The following is a 21,928-nucleotide window of genomic DNA, read 5'->3' as shown; positions in this document are numbered from 1 at the left end:
TTTTCAGAATTTTAAAGCTACAAAAAAATCCCATCAATGGGATTTTTTTGTAATTATTCAATATACGCAGGTTACTACTAACTGTCATCTGAATATTAGAATTGGTCTCTTCCTGCAAAATGGAAAGCACTTTCGATAGCTGCATTTTCATCACTATCAGAACCATGAACTGCATTCTCTCCAATAGAAGTAGCGTATGCTTTACGGATTGTTCCTTCAGCAGCTTCAGCAGGATTTGTAGCACCAATTAAAGTTCTGAAATCTTCAACAGCATTGTCTTTTTCTAAAATAGCAGCAACAATTGGTCCTCTTGACATAAATTCCACTAATTCGCCATAAAATGGTCTTGCAGCGTGAACTTCATAAAATGCTTGAGCGTCAGCTACAGTTAATTGTGTTAATTTCAAAGAAACAATTTTGAAACCTGCAGTAGTAATCATAGCAAGTATGTTTCCGATGTGTCCGTTAGCGACAGCATCAGGCTTAATCATTGTAAAAGTTCTATTCGTAGCCATTTTTTGTGTTTTTATATTTGGGTGCAAAAGTAGACTTTTTTTATGTTTTTGTTTTAATAAATCACCAATAAAAAGGTGTTTATTTAAGATTAACGCTGATTTTTTTTAATTTAAACCTTAAAGATTAATTTATGTTCACAAAATGACCTTAAAATAAAAGGCCAATGGTTGCATAAATTAAAGTTGTAGCCAGGATACTGTCATGGGATTATTGAAAAAAGGAGCAATCCGAATCGGTGGCAGTACAGCCATTCCACTGAGAATGTAATAAAGGAGGATATGCCGATGTCTAATTTTCCGGATGGTAGACAATGGTCAGTTAATAAAATAGTAAATCCTCCAAAAACATCCAAATTAGGCGCTCTTTGATTCTTCTTTTTTGGCGGTTATTTTGATTTTTAACACACCGTAATTATTTCAAAATTAGATTGTAAAGGTTTTAATTGTTGTAACAATGCAGGAATTAAAAGTGCTCCGTTTTCTAAATAGAATTCCGAAAAATTTGCTTGGCGTTCCTGTAGACTTTGATTGGGAAACAATTCGTTTTGCAAATCGGTGATACGATGTAAAATATCGCTTAATTTTCTTTTTTGCGCCCTCAGCAATCGTTTTTCCAGATTTTCCAATCCTTTAGTTTGTTTTATTTCTTGCGCTTTAACCGCGCCAATAAAAGAGTCATCTGTTTTGTTTGCTATTTCATAAAGTATTTCAAATTGTTTTTGTAATTGCTCTTTCAGATTGGCCAGATCGATTGGGAATTCCGACAATTGCTTGGTTTTGGAATTTATTAAATGTGCTTGCTTTAAAAATAAATCTTTCCAGGTCAAATCCAATTTGTCGGCTTTTTTAGCTTGTTTTTCTGATGCTAGCAGCACCGAATTTCTTAATAGAAGTATTGGAAAAGTAATGTTTACTGCGTCAAAAAAGGATTTCAATTCCAACCAATACGCAATTTCTCCTCCTCCACCGATATAACATAAATTGGGTAAAATCACTTCCTGATACAACGGGCGCATAATCACATTAGGACTAAATTTTTCAGGATGATTTTCTAAATGACGTAGAATTTCCGTTTGCGAAAATTCAATTTTGGTATGATTTACTTTGTATTTCCCATTTTCAAAAATGATGCGCTCGCGTAAATTATCCTCGATATAAAACAAATTGATTTCACGCGGATTTACTTGAATGAAATAATCTTTTAGTTTCTCGGCAGTTTCAAGCACTAAAGAATGAGAAGACTGCTGCAGTAATTCTTCTTTTACAAAAGGAATGAAGTTGCGTTTTAAATCTTGATTGTCAGCATCAAGAATAACTAAGCCGTAAGTTCCAAACAATGTATTGGCTAAAGATCGTGTAGCATCAGCTAAATTAGTATGTTTGATGTACGAATCTTCAAATATTTTTTTTATTGTGTTTGCATTCAAACTTGAGCCAATTTCCAATCCAAATAGTTCAAAGAACTCATCCAAGCCTTCAGTGGATAATCTCCCGACAGGACCGGTACTTTCTTTATTCCATCGAAATTTTTTCCCTTTAAAATTGAAATAGTTGATTTCTTCAAAATCATGGTCTTCGGTTGCCATCCAATAAATGGGAACAAAGTGATACGTTGGATATTTCGCTTTTAATTCGGCTGTCAAATTAATAGTTGAAATTATTTTATACAAGAAATATAAGGGGCCACTGAATAAATTTAATTGATGTCCTGTCGTAACAGTAAATGTATTTGTATTGCCTAAAGCATCAATATTTTGTTTGGTCAAAACCGAAGTTTCAATATTTAAATATTGTTTTTGTAAAACGGAAACCAATATTTTTCGGGAAGTATCATCAAAATTTTCTTGCTTCTCCAGTATTTGTCCTTCAAAGTTTTCAAGTGCTGGAAATCTGTTATATAAGGGTTTTAAGTTTGTCTTTTGGTCTAAATAATCATTCATCAAAGGAGAGAAATACCCGGAATTCTGATAGCTGATACAGTCGGTTGGCATAATAAATTTTTATATGTTGCTAAATTACCAATAATAATTGGAACTATAATATTTGTTACTTTCGAAAAATAGTACCATTTTTATCGAAATATTTTAACATTCACATGAAAGATAATTCAAATTCGAATAAAGAAAATTCATTAAAACATGTTCTTTTTGGCAGTTTAATAGGTACAACGATAGAGTTTTTCGATTTTTATATTTATGCAAATGCAGCCGTTTTGGTTTTTCCGAAACTATTTTTTCCTTCAGCAGACAGTACCAATTCGGTTTTGCTATCCCTAGCAACCTTTTCGATAGCGTTTCTTTCTCGACCTATTGGTTCTGCAGTTTTTGGTCATTATGGAGATAAAATTGGACGCAAGACTACCTTAGTAATCGCTTTGTTGACCATGGGTATTTCAACGGTGAGTATTGGTTTCTTACCAAGTTATGCCAGCATTGGAATTGCTGCCCCTTTATTATTAATGTTGTGCCGATTTGGTCAGGGAGTTGGTTTAGGTGGGGAATGGGGTGGAGCCGTATTATTGGCCATCGAAAATGCTCCGCCTAATAAACGCGCTTGGTATGGTATGTTTCCGCAATTGGGAGCTCCAATAGGCTTATTGCTCTCGGGAGGGACTTTCTTGGTTTTGACCGATACGATGAGTGCCGATGCTTTTCTAGATTATGGCTGGAGAATCCCTTTTATAGCGAGTTCGTTATTGGTTGTCGTAGGTTTTTATATCCGTTTAAAAATTACCGAAACTCCCGCTTTCGAAAATTCCAAAAAAGAACAAGAAGAAGTGAAAATCCCATTTTTTACTTTATTAAAATTTTATAAAAACCAATTGATTTTTGGCACATTTGCTGCTATTACTACGTTCTTAGTGTTTTATCTCATGACGGTATTTACACTCAGCTGGGCAACTTCTGATTTGGGTTATTCCAAAAGAGATTTTCTATTAATGCAATTGTTTTCGGTATTGTTTTTTGCACTTTTTATTCCTGTTTCGGCTCTAATTGCGGATCGTATCGGGCGTAGAAAGATGCTAATTTATGCCACAACTGCTATAGCTATTTTTGGTTTTGCATTTTCTTTTTTCTTAAACTCAGGCAGTACCTTTCTTGTGACTTTGTTTTTATGTGTTGGAATGGCTTTGATGGGATTTACTTATGGCCCTTTGGGTACTTTCTTGTCGGAATTGTTTCCTACAACCGTTCGTTATTCGGGTACTTCTTTGGCATTTAATTTGGCAGGAATCATCGGAGCAGCTTTTGCGCCTATGATTGCAATTTGGTTGGCGACACATTATAGTTTGACCTATGTTGGTTTTTATCTGAGTACCGCAGCCTGTATCTCTTTGTTTTCGTTGTTGATGATTAGTAAAAAGGAGCATAAGTTTTGATCATACTATCGTTTCAAACTAAAATGACCTCGATATTCTTTTTCATTGGCTCTTTTTACTACAAACCAATAATCAGAAGCCGGAGCCGGCTGACCATTTACAGTCCCGTTCCAACCAGTAGTATGCTGTAAGTCTGTAATGAATTTTCCATATTGGTCAAATATTTTAACGATTAGACCAACTTCAAAATCTGAAAATTTGATTTCCCAACTGTCATTATGGCCATCCCCGTTAGGAGTAAAGAATTTTGGATACATCATTACATAAACTTCATCGGTTACAGTTCCACACCCATTTTTGTCTCTGACAGAAACGGTATATTGTCCATTAATGATGTTCGAAAATTTATTGGTATCCTGAAAATGAATTCCGTCAATGGAGTATTCAAAATCTCCTGCACCAGTAACATAAATTGTTATCACATTCTGATTGTCCGTCCAGTCTTGTGTTTCAATGGAAGTAATTGTGGCGATATTTGAATTTTTTACTATGAAATTTTTTGTGCTCGAACAATAAAAGGAATCATAATCATCAGTTACTGTTACAAAAAAATTTCCGGGATTCGTAACAATTATAGACTGTGTATTAGCTCCGTTTGACCATGAATAACTATTGAAACCTGCACCGGCATCAATCACAATTGAATTATTTTTACAAATGGGAATAACATCTGGAATCGTTATTTTTGGTTTAGATAAAAGGATTAGTTTTAATTCGACAATCGCGTAACAAGGAGTATTCGAATTGATACGAACGTATATTTTGTTATCCTCTAAAGCTAAGTTGTAATTTGAAAAGGTAGTAATTTGATTGGTTACCAATTGATTTTCTGCACCTGAAAAAGTCGAATAATAAGAAAAGGTATGCCCTGATGTATTTGAAATCAACTTTGAATTGTAGTCTGATAAATTCACTTTCTCGAAGCCGTCATTCAAATCATCGCAAAATAGTTCGGCATAATTATTTGCCGGTAAAGTGCGTATTAAGGAAACAGTAATAGCCAGTTTTGTTGTGCTTTCACATCCGCTCACAGTTTGTGAAGCATAATAAATAGCTCCATCTTGTAAAGGAGTTGAAGTAGATAAAATAACTCCAACACTATTATACCATTTTATCGCAGTTCCTGAAACTACCATAGTATCTAAAGTTGGATTCTGACTCGTGCAAAAAGTTTGATCTCCACTCCCGATTGGAGCTTGGGTATTTTGGATATTGATTGTAATAGAAGTTCTTTCACTTTCACAGCCATTAATCGTTTGTGAAGCATAATAAATAGTTCCGTTTTGTAATGAAGTTGTATTTAGTAGGGGTGTTCCATTTACTAATGTGTTATACCATTTTATGTTTTGACCAGTTATTGCGACGTTGTTTAATTTTGCATTTTGGTTGCTGCAGAACGACTGGGTAGAAGCTGCAGTTGGTAATGGCTGGGTACTAATTATAATGGTCTGGTTTTGTGTTGACGTGTTTCCATTCCCATCATTATACTTCCAAATAATGGTGTATGTTCCCGGTAAGCTATACGAGAGCGGACTTGAGGTCGTTGCTGTAATTACTGCAGCACAAATGTCTGTTGCTGTAGGTATTGTTGTAATTATGGTATTACAATCGCCTGTTATTACTGGAAGGGTCGTAAGGTCAGGAATAGGTGGTTCAATATCTCCGACAATTACAGCAACTTTTTTTGTATCGTCACAACCTCCGGTTCCGGTAATGCTACAACTGTATAGGCCACTATTTAAAGCGGTTGTATTTACTATAGCTGGATTTTGTAAAGCAGATGTAAATCCATTTGGTCCCGTCCATGCATAGTCCGTTCCGCCAGATGCTTTTAGTTCTATAGTTTTGCCTACGCAAATTGGAGAATTGGAGGTTATTGTAGGATTGGATGAACAATCTTGAAGCTTTGCTAAATATATATTATAAAGTCCACCTAATGGATTTAGTATATAATTTTCTTGATGTGCACCAGGGGTTGAAATTCTGGTCGTACTATTTGTATTACCTACTAAATAGATGTTGTCCAAGAGATCCAGCGACATTTTATTACAAACATTTGCTGCGCCATTATATCCTTCGCTACCATTTCCTCCATAATAGGTACCCCATTCCCTTTGTCCGATTTCATTTAACTTTATTACATAAGCATCTCCTCTTTCACTAATAGAAGAATATGCTCCAGAAGTTGCAATCCCTGTAATTTGATCTGTACATCCTGTAATAAGAACTTTATTATTTGAATTAACTTCTAAATCCTGTATGAACTCTCCAAAATAGGTTCCCCACACTTGACTTTGTGAGTTAACATCAAATTTTGAAATATAGCTACTGAAACCGTAATGCATTGGTAAGTCTTGGAAATTTTGATTAAAAGTTCCGATACTATTCAAATTATCATGACTGTTCGTTATACCAGTGAGGTATAAAAAATTGTTTTTTAATTTTGATTTTGTAATAGTGGCACTTGTATTTCCTGTAAAATAAGTCCCCCAAACTTTTTGTCCATCTAAAGTAAATTTGGCAATCATCCCTGAGGCATATCCAATTATATTTGGTTGATAAGAACTTGAAGTTGATATGCCGCTATTACTTCGGGTATTTCCCGTTACATATAAAAATCCATCGTCAGAAATGTTTGAAGAAATAATCTCGTCGCTTTCAGTACCACCAAAATAAGTACCCCAAACTCTAACTCCTTGAGGTGTAAATTTTGCAATGAAACCATCGTCATCAAGATAGCCTGATGCATGAGTAGGCTGATGGGTATTATTAGTTGCTATGTTTTCCACGCTTCCTGCAACACCAACTAGATAGGCATTATTTTGATTGTCAAAACTAATATCTTTACCTCTGTCGGATGAATTACCACCATAATAGGTTCCCCATTCTCTTGTTCCTAATGAATTTATTTTTACTAGAAAGGCATTATCATAATAGCCCGAATGTAAGGGCTGATGGGAGCCCGAAGTGGATACATTTGCTACACCAATACCAACGCCACTTCCTGTAAAATATAAATTCTCATTAGAATCTACTTTTATGGTTGTGGGCACAACAGGATAATATATTCCCCATATTCTAGCTCCATCTTTATTGAATTTTGCAATAAAACCATTTCCATAATAATAGGTATACGTTGATACAATGTAAGTTCCAGCTGTAGCAATATTTGAATTACTCCATGTGTATCCCGAAAAATATACATTGTTGTTGTTGTCATTACAAATGTCAGTTGCGAAATCTTGATTATTTCCGGCATAATAAGTTCCCCATAACCTTACAGGAACCGGATCAATAATTACCGTTTTATCCGAAATAGTACTTGCTGTTTCAAATCCATAAATATTGTTCTTGATTTTTTTGTAACCAATACTAATTTCCTTTTTACTAATTTCATCTTCCGTCCAGCTGGCAGGAAGGGTCTCTTCCATTTCACCAAAACGAACGCTCATTCGAATTTTATTGTCAACTAAATCGGTTTTAGAGCCATTAAATTTTAATTGAATGTTCGATATTTTGCCTTTCGGGTGAACTACAAAATTATATTCGACTGTTTTTAAAGTGTCTTTTGGAATGGAAAAAATTACATCAATCTTGGGATAGATATTCTTATAAGTAATTTGCTGGTATTGATGCACGTTAAGAACACCTTCAGGTTTATTCGGCACATTGTAATAATTATCATAATCTTTTGATGCTTCACCTGCAATTAATTCTACATTAGGATTAGCATTGACAAAATCAATGTCTACCCTATGAAAAACGTGTTCTACCCTGTAATTAGAAGTTTTGCCTTTATTATTTTCTAATAGAGAAGAAGTAAGGTTTTCTTCGATATTCTGTTTAATAGGCTTTTTTTTAGTTTCATAAATGTCATACGAAAATCCATTCTTTTTTAGCTGAACATTTAATCCTTTTGAGTTTAATAGATACTTTACCGCCGCATTCGGTTTTCCTTTTTGATCAATAATTTGACCTTTATTTTCTTTGAAACCAATAGATTGGTTTTTATTTTGGGCAAATAATGAGACAACGATTAATAATAGCAGTAAAAGTAATTTATGTTTCATGGAAATGATTTATACAATGTAAATGTAATTAAATATCTACAAATTGCATAAAAATTGAAAAGGACTGTGTTTTATATTTGGATCCAAGAAATAAATAATAATGCAGACTTTTACTTTTGTGGAAAGAACATAAATATCCCTTATTTTTGCACAAAACTTATTCCTTTTGAAAACCAAATTATTTCTAATTACGCCTCCTTTTACCCAACTGAATACACCGTATCCGGCAACCGCTTATATCAAAGGTTTTCTGAATACTAAAAACATTGAATCCATTCAGGCAGATTTGGGAATTGAAGTGATTTTGAAATTGTTTTCGAAGGAAGGTTTGGACCAGGTATTTACTTTTCCAATACCGAATACTCAATGCGAAAGCACTGTCCGAACAGGAGAAATAAACCTAACACCAAATAGTCAAAGAATTCTTGCACTACGAGATGAATATCTAAAAACTATCGATCCAGTAATTGCTTTTCTACAAGGAAAAAATCCAACATTGGCCCTTCAAATTTGTCAGGAAGATTTCTTGCCGGAAGCATCACGATTTGCACAATTGGAAGAATTGGATTGGGCTTTCGGAACAATGGGAACACAGGACAAAGCAAAACATTTAGCCACCTTATACCTCGAAGATATTTCGGATTTTATTGTGGAATGCGTTGATTCAAATTTTGGGTTCAGCCGCTATGCAGAACGCTTGGGACGAAGTGCGAATTCTTTTGACGAGTTGTATGAAGCCTTGCAACAAGAACCAACGTATATTGATAACCTACTTCTTTCGATTCTAAAAGAAAAAATAGAAACGATCCAGCCGACATTATTCCTGATTTCTGTTCCGTTTCCAGGGAATTTATATGCGGCTTTTCGCTCGGCACAATGGATGAAAAAGCATTATCCGAACATTAAGATTTCTATGGGCGGTGGTTTCCCGAATACTGAATTGCGTTCGCTTTCGGATGCTCGTGTATTTGAGTTTTTCGATTTTATTACATTGGACGATGGTGAAATGCCAATCGAAGAATTAATTTCTACTATTGAAAATCCAGATTACAATTCCTATAAACGAACGTTTCTGCTAGAAAATGGAAAAGTGGTCTATAGAAATAATTCCCTAAAACACGATTACAAACAATCCCAAGTGGGTACGCCTGATTACTCCGATTTGTTGTTGGATAAATACATTTCGGTTATCGAAATTGTGAATCCAATGCACCGCATGTGGAGCGACGGTCGCTGGAATAAACTCACCATGGCACACGGTTGCTATTGGGGAAAATGTACTTTTTGCGATATTTCTTTAGATTATATCAAAGTATATGAACCCGTTGCCGCCAGTTTATTATGCGACCGGATGGAGGAGATGATAGCCCAAACAGGTGAGAACGGATTTCATTTTGTAGATGAAGCGGCACCTCCGGCTTTGATGCGCGCTTTGGCTCTCGAGATCCTTCGAAGAAAATTAGCAGTGACCTGGTGGACGAACATTCGTTTCGAAAAAAGCTTTACCAGAGATTTGTGTTTGCTTTTAAAAGCTTCAGGCTGTATCGCCGTTTCTGGCGGACTCGAAGTAGCTTCTGATAGATTATTGAAATTAATAGACAAAGGAGTGACGGTGGAACAGGTTGCTAAAGTCACCCGAAATTTTACCGAAGCAGGCGTAATGGTTCATGCCTATTTGATGTACGGTTACCCCACACAAACTATTCAGGAAACCGTAGACAGTCTCGAAATGGTGCGACAATTATTTGAAGTAGGCGTGTTGCAATCCGGGTTTTGGCATCAGTTTGCTATGACGGCGCACAGTCCCGTAGGCTTGTATCCGGAGAAATTTGGTGTAGTAAAAGAAACCGAAATCTTAGGAACTTTTGCCAACAATGATATTAATTATACTGATTCAACAGGAATCGATCATGATAAATTCAGTTTTGGACTCAAGAAATCTTTGTTCAATTTCATGCATGGAATCTGTTTTGATTATGAGTTGCAGGATTGGTTTGAATTTAAAATTCCAAAAACAAAAGTAGCTCCTGATTTTATTTTTGATGCTTTGCAAGAAGACGATAACTTCAATAGTAAGCCCACTGCCAAAATTGTCTGGTTAGGAGGGAAGCCATTTGTTGAGCATTTTACTAAGTCTAAAAAAGGGAATTCCTGGGAGCTAATGTCGTTAACTTTCCATGATAAAAAAGAAAGTTTCGCTATTCAAACCAATAAAAGTGAAGGAGAATGGCTGGTTAATATGCTTCAGAAAATAGCTGTCTCGAATATTAAAATCCACACGTTTCAAGAAATAAAAACAGATTTTGAAATGCAACTGGAAGACTTTGAATTGTTTTGGTACTCAAAACCAATTAAAACCCTAAGAGAATTTGGATTGTTAATGTTGTAAATTTATTTTAAGAGATCTATTTCAAATTAGCATAAAACTTTTATTTTTCGATTACGAAAACGTTTTCTTTACTTATTTTTACAACCAATTAAATAAATAAATGTATGAGTATTGGTTATAAAGCAAATGTTAATGATGCTTTTCATTTTGATTTGGAAATGGAAAGTATTTCACAGCTGGATGCAGTTAGTGTAGCAGCTAATAAATTTCATATACTGCATCAGAATATCCCTTATAAAGCGGAAATTCTAACTTCCGATTTTCTTCAAAAAAGCTACACGGTAAAGGTAAATAACAACACCTATGTTGTTGCAATTTCAAACCCTTTGGATATTCTCATCAAAGAAATGGGGTTTGAAGTGGGGCTTACCAAACAAGTCAATTTTATCAAAGCACCGATGCCTGGATTGATTCTGGAAATTAGCGTTGTAGTGGGGCAAAGTGTAAAAGAAAACGACAACTTAATTATTTTGGGGGCCATGAAAATGGAAAACAGTTTTCTTTCTCCTCGTGACGGCGTTATCAAAACGATTTCGGTAGTGATGGGAGATGCAGTAGATAAAGGACAGTTATTAATTGAATTCGAATAAAGGAGCAGCAAGTATTTACAGCTTCTGTAGTGCTGCAGTAAAACGATTTATTGCTTATTAAAATATGAAAAAAATATTAGTTGCCAATAGAGGAGAAATTGCCATTAGGGTGATGAAAACCGCACAAAAAATGGGCATTAAAACCGTGGCGGTATATTCTACTGCTGATAGAAATGCGCCTCATGTAAAATTTGCGGATGAAGCCGTCTGGATTGGTGAAGCACCTTCGAATCAGTCGTATTTATTAGGAAGCAAAATCATTGAAGTGGCCAAAGCCTTAAACGTGGATGCGATTCACCCGGGTTATGGATTCCTAAGCGAAAATGCTGATTTTGCGGAAGAAGCAGAAAAAAATAACATCATCTTTATTGGTCCCAAGTCGAAAGCAATAAAAATTATGGGAAGTAAATTAGCGGCCAAAGATGCCGTTAAGCAATACAATATTCCAATGGTTCCCGGTTTTGACGAAGCGATTACCGATGTCGAAAAAGCTAAAGTAGTTGCCAAGAAAATTGGTTTTCCTATTCTGATTAAAGCCTCTGCTGGAGGTGGTGGAAAAGGAATGCGTGTTGTAGAAAGTGAAACAGATTTCAAATCCCAAATGGACAGAGCTATCAGTGAAGCAATTTCCGCTTTCGGAGATGGTTCCGTTTTTATAGAAAAATATGTAGCCTCACCAAGACATATCGAAATTCAGGTAATGGCGGACAGTCATGGTAATGTTTTGTATTTATTCGAAAGAGAATGCAGTATCCAGCGTCGTCATCAAAAAGTGATAGAAGAAGCTCCTTCTTCGGTTTTAACACCCGAACTGCGAAAAAAAATGGGTGAGGCAGCCGTTTTGGTTGCCAAATCCTGTGATTATTTAGGAGCGGGAACAGTCGAATTTTTATTGGACGAAAATAATAATTTCTACTTTTTGGAGATGAACACCCGTTTGCAGGTTGAGCATCCCGTTACGGAATGGATTACAGGAACTGATTTGGTTGAATTACAAATCAGAGTGGCAAGAGGAGAAGTATTGGCAATCAAACAGGAAGATTTAAAAATAAAAGGACACGCAATGGAATTGCGTGTGTATGCCGAAGATCCCATGAATGATTTTCTACCAAGCGTAGGTCATTTGGATGTGTATCAATTGCCAGAGGGTGAGGGTATTCGTGTAGATAACGGTTTTGAGCAGGGCATGGATATTCCCATCTATTACGATCCAATGCTGGCAAAATTAATCACTTATGGCGAAACCCGTGAGGAAGCAATTCAAATTATGCTAAAAGCCATTGAAGACTATCAGGTGGAAGGCGTTCGCACCACGTTGCCTTTCGGTAAATTTGTTTTTGAACACGAGGGCTTTCGTTCCGGAAAATTTGACACTCATTTCGTAAAGAATTATTACAATGCCGATGTGTTGAAAAAACAAATGGCACAAGAAGCTGAAATTGCTGCTTTGGTGGCGCTAAAACAGTATTTTGAAGATCAAAAAATCGTACGCTTACTAAATTAAAATAGTTGTTGGACCATTAAGAGATTAAGTTTGATTTTGTGAAAAAAAACAGGTAATACCTTAATGATTAAAAAAAAATTAAAATTAGGGAACGGCGGTTAAAAAAGAACAGTATGAAGGACAAAATAAATACATTAAACGATAAAATTGGCCAAGCTCATTTGGGAGGTGGTAAAAAACGGATCGAAAAACAGCATTCCAATAAAAAACTGACAGCAAGAGAACGCATCAATTATTTGATGGACGAAGGTTCTTTTGAAGAAATTGGGATGTTGGTAACGCACCGTACATCTGATTTTGGAATGGAAAAAGAGCTGTATTATGGTGACGGAGTCATTACAGGATATGGAACCATAAATGGACGATTGGTTTATATTTTTGCTCAGGATTTTACCGTTTTTGGTGGTTCGCTATCCGAAACGCATGCAGAGAAAATTTGTAAAGTCATGGATATGGCGGTCAAAATGGGAGCGCCCATGATTGGACTGAATGATTCTGGTGGTGCACGTATTCAGGAAGGCGTCCGTTCTTTAGGAGGTTATGCCGATATTTTTTACCGAAACGTGCAAGCTTCGGGCGTGATTCCACAAATCTCGGCTATTATGGGGCCCTGTGCCGGTGGAGCCGTTTATTCTCCTGCTATGACTGATTTTACGATGATGGTCGAAAACACCAGCTATATGTTTGTAACAGGCCCCAATGTGGTAAAAACTGTGACTAATGAAACCGTAACTTCGGAGGAATTGGGAGGGGCGAGTACGCATTCCACTAAATCCGGTGTGGCGCATTGCACCTCGGCAAATGATGTGGAATGTCTGGAAGATTTGAAACGATTGTTGCGTTATTTGCCACAAAGCAATAAAGAAATGCCTCGCAATTTGCCCTATGAACTGAACGATGAGGTACGTATTGAATTGGCGACTATTATTCCCGAAAATCCGAACAAGCCCTACGATATGCATGAGGTGATTGGAGGAATTATTGATGAAGATTCATTTTTTGAAATTCATAAAAATTATGCTGAAAATATCCTGGTGGGTTTTGCACGATTAGCAGGAAAAAGCATTGGGATTATAGCCAATCAACCGATGATTTTAGCCGGTTGTCTTGATGTGAACAGTTCGAAAAAAGCGGCGCGATTTACCCGTTTTTGCGATTGTTTTAATATTCCGTTATTGGTTTTAGTGGATGTCCCGGGTTTTTTACCGGGAACTGATCAAGAGTGGAACGGGATTATCGTTCATGGGGCGAAATTGTTATATGCCTTAAGCGAAGCAACCGTACCCAGAATAACTGTGATTACGCGTAAAGCCTACGGTGGAGCCTATGATGTGATGAACTCCAAACACATTGGTGCCGACATGAATTTTGCTTGGCCAACAGCTGAAATTGCAGTTATGGGAGCCAAAGGCGCCTCTGAAATTATATTTAAAAAAGAAATTAACGATGCCGAAGACCACGAAGCAAAACTTTTGGAGAAAGAAGCAGAATATGCCGATTTGTTTGCAAATCCATATACCGCAGCCCAACGCGGTTTTGTAGATGAGGTAATCCTCCCACAGGATACCCGACGCAAATTGATAAAAGCCTTTAGCATGCTTGAAAGTAAAGTTAGCGTGACTCCTAAAAGAAAACATGGAAATATTCCTTTGTAAGTATTGGACAGAAATTGAAAAGCCACCTGATGACAAAGGTGGCTTTTGTGTTATAGAAGAAAATTATAGCGGAGAGTCCCTTCTTGTTAGAATGACAAAAAGGAGGATTATGAAAAGAAAGTTGTTAATGAAGACTTACTACTTTTGTTATTTTCCAATCGTTATTATTGTTCTGCCAAAAGATTATAAATTTACTTGCATGAGATGGCGTTCCAGCCTTTTCGGTATTGTTGTGAAATTTATGAAGTCCCATTTCGATAGCTCCAAAATCCTTAATTGGATATACTTCAATACTTCCTTTGACTAATTCCCTGGTAACTTTACCACAAACGTATTTTTTTGTGCCGTCTAAAATTTCCTGTTTAGCTGTCATCAGTCCGCCTTTATCGTGGTAAAATTCTATTTTATCAGAGTAAATTTCCGCTTGCTTGTCAAGATTACAGGTGTTATAGGCTTCAAAAAACACACTGTCCATAGCTACGATAGTCTTGTATAGCTCTGGATTGTCAGGAGTGTAATTATACAAAGGCGTTATAGCTTTTTTAGACGAACAGGCGGAAATACTAATAGCTACTATCAAACAGAAAAAAAAGGATGTTTTACTTCCACTCATACTATTTTTATAGTTGTTTTTATACTGAAATCGCTTTCAACATTTAATTTATATGTAATTAAAAATATAGATTATTTATGTAAAAATAACTAAAACAATCCGCCCTTAAGAATTATCTTATTAACATGACTTTGTTAGCATGCAAAGAAATTGTATTGAAGAATATTTTGATTGGGGAAGTGTGGATTTGCTCGGGACAATCCAATATGGAAATGTCCGCTAGTTGGGGCATTGAAAACGGTGATGAAGAGGTGAAGAATGCCACGAATCCGAATATCCGATTTTTTATTATTCCTTAACTGATGGCAAATTTGCGGTAAAATAATGTATCAGGTAAAGGGACAGAATGCACGCCTGAAACGAAATTTCAGTGCGGTAGGTTATTTTTTCGCCAAACGATTGCAGGAGGATTTAAAAAATGTGCCTATCGGTTTGATCGGCTCGAATTGTGGAGGAACGCCGGCGGAGATTTGGATGCCGGAAGATGTAATTCAAAAGGATCCTGTTTTATTGGAAAGTGCCAAAACCAACCAGGGAGGGCTTTTAATGTGATGATTTATCCTTTGGTGGAATTTAAAATTGCGAGTGTGATTGCTATTAGGGCGAATCGAATGTAGGTTCACCGGTTTATAACAAAACCTTTTCAGCTTTAATTACTTCTTGGAGAAAATTATGGAATTATGAGTTTCCGTTTTACTACGTTCAGATTGCGAATAATACTTTGGTTTTCCTTAAGCATCCGAACTTCCCAAAGAAGAGGGAGAAGGAATGTTTACTATAGTTTGTATTACTTAAAATTAAATATAATAAATTTAACCCGATTTGTATGAAAAACAGGTCGGGTTTATTTGCATTATATACATACGAATGCGAATTTTACAAATTATAAAATTGAAAAATCAAATCTTTAAATTGATACAATGAAATACAACAGATGTGGGAAAAGTGGTTTGTTATTACCTCAAATTTCTCTTGGCTTATGGCATAATTTCGGTTCGGTAGATAATTTTGAAAATGGAGAAAATATTGTTAAAGCCGCTTTTGACAAAGGAATTACCCATTTTGATTTGGCCAACAATTACGGCCCGGTTCCGGGTTCTGCGGAAACTAATTTTGGTAAAATTCTAAAAAATAATTTTCAAGGAAACCTGCGCGATGAAATCGTAATTACTACCAAAGCCGGTTACACGATGTGGGATGGACCCTATGGAGACTGGGGTTCCCGAAAATATTTATTATCGAGTTTAGACCAAAGTTTGAAGCGTATGAATCTGGAATATGTAGATATTTTTTATTCGCATCGTTTTGATCCGGAAACGCCTTTGGAAGAAACCATGATGGCATTGGATTATGCCGTACGAAGCGGAAAAGCATTGTATGCCGGAATTTCCAATTATAATGCAGCACAAACAAGGGAAGCTACCGAAATCCTAAAACGTTTGGGAACACCCTGTTTAATTCATCAGGTGAAATATTCGATGTTTGTGAGACAGCCAGAAGCCGGTTTACTCGACGTTCTGGAAGAAAAAGGTGTAGGCTGTATTGCATTTTCACCTTTGGCACAAGGACTTTTAACGGACAAATACCTGAAAGGAATTCCGAAAAATTCAAGGGCTTCCAATCCAAACGGACATTTAACAACGGATGAAGTGTCGGAGGAAAGAATTCAGAAAATCATTCAACTGAATGCCATTGCACAGCAAAGAAATCAATCGTTAGCTCAAATGGCTTTGGCCTGGTTATTAAAAGACAACCGAATCACTTCTGTTTTGATTGGCGCGAGTTCCGTGGGCCAATTAAATAACAATATTGACAGTTTGCAAAATCTGGATTTTTCCAAAGAAGAATTAGCCGACATTGAAAGTATTTTGGGATAATAAAAAAAGGTGAAATTTTTGATTTTACCTTTTTTTATTTTAATAGCAGCTGTTATTTTTTGGTTGAAGAATAGTGTATGATTTTATTTTTAAGTGAGATGTTTCAATCATTTTAAACAAACATCATTTCAATTTCAAATTGTACATTTTCACCATTTCCAATGTCAATCGATCCGAAGAAAAAACGGAGTTTAAACCTTGTGGCTCTTGCGGAGGATCGGCAGTAAAAGGGTTCCCGATATTCCATTTCCCACTAGGGTTAACCGCTTTTCCTTCGCCACCAAAACCCCAAAAATTAATTCCTTGCAACGTTTCGTTATTGGCATGACTTTTTATTAGTCGGTCAAAGAAAGCTTTGTAAAATGCATTTCTGTCCACAACGGATGATTTAGGTGAAAGGCTCTCGTTTGCTCTTGGAAAACCTAATTCTTCAATAACAATTGGTCTGTCTAATTTTTTTGCCACAGCAATATGTTCGTCGATGTATTGCGTTGCCTTTTCAATTGCGATTGGCAAAGTGGACTTCGGATCTTCAGCCTTGAACCAACCCCAGTTTTTTGGCCAAATGTGCATCGTCAAATAGTCAATTTTTGCATTGCTGTGTGTGCGCTCAAAAGTAGCCAAATCATCATTAGAGCCTACTTTTCCTTCGGAACCTGTCGAAATCAAGTGATTTGGGTCTAAACGATCAATCAAATCAACCGTTTTGTTCAGCCATAGCGTAAATTTTTCTTCATTTTCAATACTAAGAACGCGGGGTTCATTACCTATTTGCCAAGCCATAATAGCGTTGTCTTCGGTATATTTTTTATTATTATACGTATTTGTTCTGCCCAAAATGTATTTAATATGATTTTCAAAAGCTGCCATACACGGTTCACAACTGTGGTACTGCTTCACATAATCCATAAATTGCGGCCAGGTGTTGGACTGAATGTTCGGATTCGGAATTTTTCCATAGCCATTCCATTCTAAATATTGTGACATTCCACCAGACCATTCCCAGTTGTTGTTGAGGTATAAAACCGCATACATATTACGTTTTCCCATTTCCGAAATCAGAAAATCCAAACCGTCCAATACATCCTCATTGTATTTTCCTTGTTCGTATTGCAAAGCCGGACTCACGGTATAATCATATGTCCCTCCGTCGGCCCCCACCAATATTCTAAGATTGTCAATTCCATTTTTCTGCATTAAATCCAATTCACGAAAGAGTCTTTTTCGGTCCCCTACTTTTTTAGAACCCAATAAACTGCCATACCAATAGTTGGCACCAACATACGAATACGGTTTGTCACCTTTGTAAAATTGAGTTCCTTTTACTGTTATTGGTGCTTGTTTTTGTGCCGAACAAGTAATTGTCCAAACGTAAAAAGAACACAGTATTATTTTTGAAATTAAATTCTTCATGGTTTTTTATTTAAGAGCTATTTGTGGAAATTCGGTTTCAATTTCGATTTTTCTTTTTTGGAAATCGGTAGGTATTGTTTTTTGTAGTCATGATTGAAAGTTCTAAAACCAAGTATTAATTAGTTAAATTTCTTTTGTTGCTAAGTTCTTGTTCGATAATCTGTAATTTTTTTTCTGTAAGCGGATAGAATAAAATGAAAAGCATGGAAATGACTGCAGCAGCAGCGGGAAGAATGCTTAACATCAGTTGGATTCCATTTTGAGTAACTGCGGTCTGCTCAATATTGGCTTGAAAACCATAGTATCCCAAAAGCCATCCGGTTGCTGCGCCTCCTATTGTCCATCCAAATTTTTGGGACATCGAAGAAGCAGAAAACACAAGTCCTGTAGCGCGTCTTCCTTGTTTCCATTCGGAATAATCAGCGCTATCGGCATACATTGACCATATTAATGGGAAAATACAACCTGCGCAAATACTGATTAATACTTGGAAAACCATAATCAGCAGTATGTCTTCTTTTCCGAAAAAATAGAAAATCACGCTTAAAATAGCAGCTAAAGACATAGCGCCGAAAAAGGTGTTCTTTTTACCAATCGTATTTGCTATTGGAGTCGCGGCAATCACACCGATAATATTTGCTGCCTGACCCAACACTAAGTATAGGGAAGTTGGAGTCATGGCAAAAGGTTCTCCAAAAAGATTGAAGCTATAACTGACTGTATTACTCACATAATATTTAAAGTAATATACTGCCGCTCCGTCACGGATGGAATTGAATATTAGGGCTCCAATTCCGGCACCAAGGAGAATCCACCAGGGTTTGTTTTTCCAAAGATCTTTCAGATCTTCTTTTAAGTCATGTTTCTCATCTGAAATGGGTAGAACACGTTCTTTAGTTAGAAAAAAACAGCCCAAGAAAAATAGGGTAGTAATCATTCCAAAAATAGTGATGGTGTATAGCCAACCTATTTTTGAATTCATGTTGCCGCCAAAATGATTTACCAGCGGCTCAATTAACCAAAGGGCTAATAAACTGCCGCCAAAAGCAAAAACCATTCGATAGGAAGAAAGAGTGGTCCGCTCTTTTCTATCTGAAGACATAACACCCAAAAGGGACGCATAAGGAACATTTATGATGGAATACACCATCATCATTAGGGAATAGGTAACATAAGCGTAGATTATTTTTCCTTTTTGATCAAAATCAGGGGTGCAAAATGTTAAAATTCCTATTACTGCAAAGGGTATGGCCGTCCATAGTAAATAAGGTCTGAATTTACCCCAACGTGTTTTTGTTCGGTCCGCAATAATTCCTACGAGAGGATCAAAACAGGAATCCCAGATTCTGGTGATCAGGAACATAGTCCCTACAACAGCAGGTGCCAAACCGAAAACATCGGTGTAGAAAAACAGGAGATACATACTGAAAATCTTCCAGAACATCGAGGAGGCAGCATCTCCCAATCCATAACCCACTTTTTCTTTTATACTTATTTTATTGTGCATTTTTTTTTTTTGTTTAAAGGTATAAAGGCAATTAATTATTTTTTATATAGGTTTTCTTTCGCAGCCTCTTTTTCGAATAAAGTGGTATCAAGATTGTAAAAATCTATGAAGTCTTTTTCGCTCAGCTGTCCTTTATGAGGGGCATAGTAATGCATTTTTTGTTCTTTTTCTTGCCATCCGCGGTTTCTCCAGACTAATACATAGCAAATTTTATAATCACCGATGGCTTTTATAAGCGTATCGGTCCATTTATCATAAGGAATCGCTTCATACCCTGTTTCGGCAAAAGCCATGATCGTATTTTGCTCTTTCGCTACTTCATCCATTATTTTGAATTGTCTTTGGCAATTTTTAATAAAGGAATTATCTTTTGTGTCAAAACTCAAAATATCAGCATAATTTGGACCAGGGTAGTATTCCGAAAAATCTTCTTTCGTTTTGAAATCTGCGGTATTGTACATATATATTAAATTATGCCCCCCCCCCCCCCCCCCTCTTTTTTTTTGTAAATAATCAATGGTGAATTTCCATAAAGTTTTGATTTCCGTCGGGTTTCCATTGTTTTTGCACCACCAAAACCAGTTTCCTATAAGTTCATGAAAGGGGCTATATAGCATAGGAATTGGTTTTCCGTTTTTCATCTTTTAAAGTTAAAATATATTTTGCTGCTTCATCTAACCAGGATTTAAATTTTTCATGACTTTCTCCTTCAGATAAAGCCAAAGCCAACGATTTTGGAGTGGTGTCCCAAACATTTTTTTCGGTCAAAGGATTATCAAAATGCGAGCTTAAGGTTCGGGAACTTTTACGAAAGTATAACATCGAAAAATAAATCATTTAAACTCTAAACGAAAGTTTGGAGTTTAAATGATTTATTTTTTTTTTTCGGTTTAAAATTAAAGAGAAAATAGTCAAAAACAATACAGTATCTTATATCCTTACAATACCGGTGATTCTGTACATTATAAACCGATTGATAAAATTTATTTGTATTAATTAAGACAGTATTTCAAAATATTTTTTTTAAGGCTAAAAGAAGCTAATTCAGTACTACACTATTATAAAAAAAATCTATTAATTTATCGATTCATCAGCAATGCTTAATGCCTGGGAGATAATTGCTAAGCCTTCATCTATTTGAGCTTCGTTAATAATTAGAGGTGGTGCTATAAAAATATAACCCCAACGAACAAAGGTGTACAGCCCTAATTCTCTTAACTTGGCGCCCACTTTATTCATAACTTCCATTTCGGCAGCATTAGCATTGAAAGGCGCCATCAATTGATAGGGTTCTTTACTTTTGACAACATCTAAACAACCCAATAATCCTCTGTTTCTAAAATCGCCCATTGAAGGGTGTTGTGAACGCATTTCGTTGATGCGTTTCTCCAGATAAGCACCCATTTTATTGGTGTTTTCGATTAAGTTGTCACTTTCGTAAATGTTGACAACAGCCAGTGACGCAGCCAAAGAAACGGGATGTGAATTATACGTTAATCCCAACCATAAAGGAGAATCGTCGAATTTTGCGGCAATTTTATCTGAAACCATTAAGCAACCCAATGGTAAATACGAGGATGTCAGGCCTTTTGCCATGCAAATCATGTCAGGTATAATGTCGCTATGTTCAAATCCGAACCATTTTCCGGTTCTTCCAAAGCCACTCATTACTTCATCGGCAATAAACAGCATCTCATATTTTTCGCATAACGCTTTAATCCCTTTTAGATACCCTTTTGGATAATGAAGGCAACCGGAAGAACCGCTTTCTCCTTCGAAAACAAAGGCGGCAATTGTATGTCCACCTTCATAGCAGATGATTCTTTCTACCGCATCTAAACTCCATTTTAATCTCGTGTCTTCGTCTTGATCGCTTAAACCATAAAAATCATAGGGATCGTCAAGATGAAAAATATTAGTCGATTGCTGTGCATCGGTATATTGTTTTCTGGGATCTCCACCCACAGTCATACTTGCAGAAGAATTTCCGTGAAAGCCGCGGTATCTTCCAAATATTTTATGTTTTCCAGTATAGAGACGGGCTAGTTTTATGGCATTTTCAATTGAGGAAGCACCACAAAGCGTAAAAAAAGCTTTGTTTAAATCTCCAGGACAAATCTCTGCTAATTTTTTTGCTAATTTTGCTCGAATTTCGGTGGTGCATGAAGGGGTTACATAACTCACTTTTTGCATTTGTTCGACTACGGCATCAGTAACGCGCTGGTCGCCATGACCTATATTCACCGACATTAATCCGCTGGAGAAATCGATGATTTTTTTTCCGCCTGTTTCATATAAATAAACACCTTCGGCTCTTTCAATTGGAATGGGATTTACATTTTTTTGGGCAACCCAGGTAAACAGGCTGAATTGTTTACTATCGTTTATTATTTGCTCTTTAGTCAACATGCTCTTA

17 protein-coding genes are annotated in these 21,928 nt (G+C 36.3%); 8 read left to right on the top strand and 9 right to left on the bottom strand.

Annotated features, from left to right (window positions below):
* Nucleotides 1-95: 95 nt before the first annotated feature.
* The gene (locus ACNQGH_RS06310; protein ID WP_417955138.1) at nt 96-515 is read right to left on the bottom strand and encodes a nucleoside-diphosphate kinase; all 420 of its coding nucleotides are present in this window, start codon (nt 513-515) and stop codon (nt 96-98) included.
* Nucleotides 516-913: 398 nt separating this feature from the next.
* The gene (bshC, locus tag ACNQGH_RS06305; RefSeq protein WP_417955137.1) at nt 914-2,506 is read right to left on the bottom strand and encodes a bacillithiol biosynthesis cysteine-adding enzyme BshC; all 1,593 of its coding nucleotides are present in this window, start codon (nt 2,504-2,506) and stop codon (nt 914-916) included.
* 104 nt (nt 2,507-2,610) lie between these two features.
* Between bshC and ACNQGH_RS06300 the strand changes: the two genes are divergently transcribed.
* Entirely contained in the window at nt 2,611-3,894 is a 1,284-nt protein-coding gene (locus ACNQGH_RS06300) for an MFS transporter (RefSeq protein ID WP_417955136.1), read from the top strand.
* 5 nt (nt 3,895-3,899) lie between these two features.
* Here the strand turns inward: ACNQGH_RS06300 and ACNQGH_RS06295 are convergent, their stop codons facing one another.
* Nucleotides 3,900-7,964, bottom strand: a complete 4,065-nt coding sequence (locus ACNQGH_RS06295; RefSeq protein WP_417955135.1) for a DUF7948 domain-containing protein — start codon at nt 7,962-7,964, stop codon at nt 3,900-3,902.
* A 166-nt stretch (nt 7,965-8,130) separates the two neighbouring features.
* Between ACNQGH_RS06295 and ACNQGH_RS06290 the strand changes: the two genes are divergently transcribed.
* From ACNQGH_RS06290 to ACNQGH_RS06275, 4 genes are all read left to right on the top strand, one after another.
* Nucleotides 8,131-10,353, top strand: a complete 2,223-nt coding sequence (locus ACNQGH_RS06290; protein ID WP_417955134.1) for a B12-binding domain-containing radical SAM protein — start codon at nt 8,131-8,133, stop codon at nt 10,351-10,353.
* A gap of 104 nt (nt 10,354-10,457) precedes the next feature.
* On the top strand, nt 10,458-10,943 hold the full coding sequence (locus ACNQGH_RS06285; protein ID WP_417955133.1) for an acyl-CoA carboxylase biotin carboxyl carrier protein subunit: 486 nt from the start codon (nt 10,458-10,460) through the stop codon (nt 10,941-10,943).
* Nucleotides 10,944-11,007: 64 nt separating this feature from the next.
* The gene (accC, locus tag ACNQGH_RS06280; RefSeq protein ID WP_417955132.1) at nt 11,008-12,447 is read left to right on the top strand and encodes an acetyl-CoA carboxylase biotin carboxylase subunit; all 1,440 of its coding nucleotides are present in this window, start codon (nt 11,008-11,010) and stop codon (nt 12,445-12,447) included.
* 113 nt (nt 12,448-12,560) lie between these two features.
* Nucleotides 12,561-14,102, top strand: a complete 1,542-nt coding sequence (locus tag ACNQGH_RS06275) for an acyl-CoA carboxylase subunit beta (RefSeq protein ID WP_417955131.1) — start codon at nt 12,561-12,563, stop codon at nt 14,100-14,102.
* Nucleotides 14,103-14,226: 124 nt separating this feature from the next.
* Here the strand turns inward: ACNQGH_RS06275 and ACNQGH_RS06270 are convergent, their stop codons facing one another.
* A complete protein-coding gene (locus ACNQGH_RS06270; RefSeq protein ID WP_417955130.1) occupies nt 14,227-14,715 on the bottom strand; it encodes a nuclear transport factor 2 family protein in 489 nt (162 codons plus the stop codon).
* A 125-nt stretch (nt 14,716-14,840) separates the two neighbouring features.
* Here ACNQGH_RS06270 and ACNQGH_RS06265 point away from each other — a divergent pair, with 125 nt between their 5' ends.
* From ACNQGH_RS06265 to ACNQGH_RS06255, 3 genes are all read left to right on the top strand, one after another.
* Complete coding sequence (locus ACNQGH_RS06265; RefSeq protein ID WP_417955129.1) at nt 14,841-15,014, top strand: hypothetical protein; 174 nt, start codon at nt 14,841-14,843, stop codon at nt 15,012-15,014.
* A 25-nt stretch (nt 15,015-15,039) separates the two neighbouring features.
* Entirely contained in the window at nt 15,040-15,267 is a 228-nt protein-coding gene (locus ACNQGH_RS06260; RefSeq protein WP_417955128.1) for a hypothetical protein, read from the top strand.
* A 368-nt stretch (nt 15,268-15,635) separates the two neighbouring features.
* Nucleotides 15,636-16,592, top strand: a complete 957-nt coding sequence (locus tag ACNQGH_RS06255; RefSeq protein ID WP_417955127.1) for an aldo/keto reductase — start codon at nt 15,636-15,638, stop codon at nt 16,590-16,592.
* Between the two features lie 123 nt (nt 16,593-16,715).
* Here the strand turns inward: ACNQGH_RS06255 and ACNQGH_RS06250 are convergent, their stop codons facing one another.
* The 5 genes from ACNQGH_RS06250 to ACNQGH_RS06230 all read right to left on the bottom strand — a co-directional run bounded on the left by ACNQGH_RS06250 (nt 16,716) and on the right by ACNQGH_RS06230 (nt 21,921).
* Nucleotides 16,716-18,005 carry a glycoside hydrolase 5 family protein gene (locus ACNQGH_RS06250; RefSeq protein WP_417955126.1) on the bottom strand — a complete coding sequence of 430 codons (1,290 nt, stop codon included), beginning with the start codon at nt 18,003-18,005 and terminating at the stop codon, nt 16,716-16,718.
* Between the two features lie 115 nt (nt 18,006-18,120).
* Complete coding sequence (locus ACNQGH_RS06245; RefSeq protein ID WP_417955125.1) at nt 18,121-19,512, bottom strand: MFS transporter; 1,392 nt, start codon at nt 19,510-19,512, stop codon at nt 18,121-18,123.
* A gap of 35 nt (nt 19,513-19,547) precedes the next feature.
* Nucleotides 19,548-20,153, bottom strand: coding sequence for a glycoside hydrolase family 26 protein (locus ACNQGH_RS06240; protein WP_417955124.1), 606 nt, complete (start codon nt 20,151-20,153; stop codon nt 19,548-19,550).
* Nucleotides 20,119-20,334, bottom strand: a complete 216-nt coding sequence (locus ACNQGH_RS06235) for a hypothetical protein (RefSeq protein WP_417955123.1) — start codon at nt 20,332-20,334, stop codon at nt 20,119-20,121. Before ACNQGH_RS06235 ends, ACNQGH_RS06240 begins: the two co-directional genes overlap by 35 nt.
* A gap of 252 nt (nt 20,335-20,586) precedes the next feature.
* Nucleotides 20,587-21,921 (bottom strand): aminotransferase family protein, encoded by a 1,335-nt coding sequence (locus ACNQGH_RS06230; protein WP_417955122.1) that lies wholly within the window; start codon nt 21,919-21,921, stop codon nt 20,587-20,589.
* Nucleotides 21,922-21,928 lie beyond the last annotated feature (7 nt).

Origin of the sequence: Flavobacterium kochi, from assembly GCF_048286715.1 — a bacterium.
Classification (GTDB): domain Bacteria; phylum Bacteroidota; class Bacteroidia; order Flavobacteriales; family Flavobacteriaceae; genus Flavobacterium.
This window is presented reverse-complemented; position numbering and strand designations above follow the sequence as displayed.

Excerpts from the sequence above, each read along its gene's own strand:
- ACNQGH_RS06310 (WP_417955138.1), bottom strand. The coding sequence starts at position 515 with ATGGCTACGAATAGAACTTTTACAATGATTAAGCCTGATGCTGTCGCT.
- bshC (WP_417955137.1), bottom strand. The coding sequence starts at position 2,506 with ATGCCAACCGACTGTATCAGCTATCAGAATTCCGGGTATTTCTCTCCT.
- ACNQGH_RS06300 (WP_417955136.1), top strand. The coding sequence starts at position 2,611 with ATGAAAGATAATTCAAATTCGAATAAAGAAAATTCATTAAAACATGTT.
- ACNQGH_RS06295 (WP_417955135.1), bottom strand. The coding sequence starts at position 7,964 with ATGAAACATAAATTACTTTTACTGCTATTATTAATCGTTGTCTCATTA.
- ACNQGH_RS06285 (WP_417955133.1), top strand. The coding sequence starts at position 10,458 with ATGAGTATTGGTTATAAAGCAAATGTTAATGATGCTTTTCATTTTGAT.
- accC (WP_417955132.1), top strand. The coding sequence starts at position 11,008 with ATGAAAAAAATATTAGTTGCCAATAGAGGAGAAATTGCCATTAGGGTG.
- ACNQGH_RS06275 (WP_417955131.1), top strand. The coding sequence starts at position 12,561 with ATGAAGGACAAAATAAATACATTAAACGATAAAATTGGCCAAGCTCAT.
- ACNQGH_RS06270 (WP_417955130.1), bottom strand. The coding sequence starts at position 14,715 with ATGAGTGGAAGTAAAACATCCTTTTTTTTCTGTTTGATAGTAGCTATT.
- ACNQGH_RS06265 (WP_417955129.1), top strand. The coding sequence starts at position 14,841 with ATGACTTTGTTAGCATGCAAAGAAATTGTATTGAAGAATATTTTGATT.
- ACNQGH_RS06260 (WP_417955128.1), top strand. The coding sequence starts at position 15,040 with ATGTATCAGGTAAAGGGACAGAATGCACGCCTGAAACGAAATTTCAGT.
- ACNQGH_RS06255 (WP_417955127.1), top strand. The coding sequence starts at position 15,636 with ATGAAATACAACAGATGTGGGAAAAGTGGTTTGTTATTACCTCAAATT.
- ACNQGH_RS06250 (WP_417955126.1), bottom strand. The coding sequence starts at position 18,005 with ATGAAGAATTTAATTTCAAAAATAATACTGTGTTCTTTTTACGTTTGG.
- ACNQGH_RS06245 (WP_417955125.1), bottom strand. The coding sequence starts at position 19,512 with ATGCACAATAAAATAAGTATAAAAGAAAAAGTGGGTTATGGATTGGGA.
- ACNQGH_RS06240 (WP_417955124.1), bottom strand. The coding sequence starts at position 20,153 with ATGAAAAACGGAAAACCAATTCCTATGCTATATAGCCCCTTTCATGAA.
- ACNQGH_RS06235 (WP_417955123.1), bottom strand. The coding sequence starts at position 20,334 with ATGTTATACTTTCGTAAAAGTTCCCGAACCTTAAGCTCGCATTTTGAT.
- ACNQGH_RS06230 (WP_417955122.1), bottom strand. The coding sequence starts at position 21,921 with ATGTTGACTAAAGAGCAAATAATAAACGATAGTAAACAATTCAGCCTG.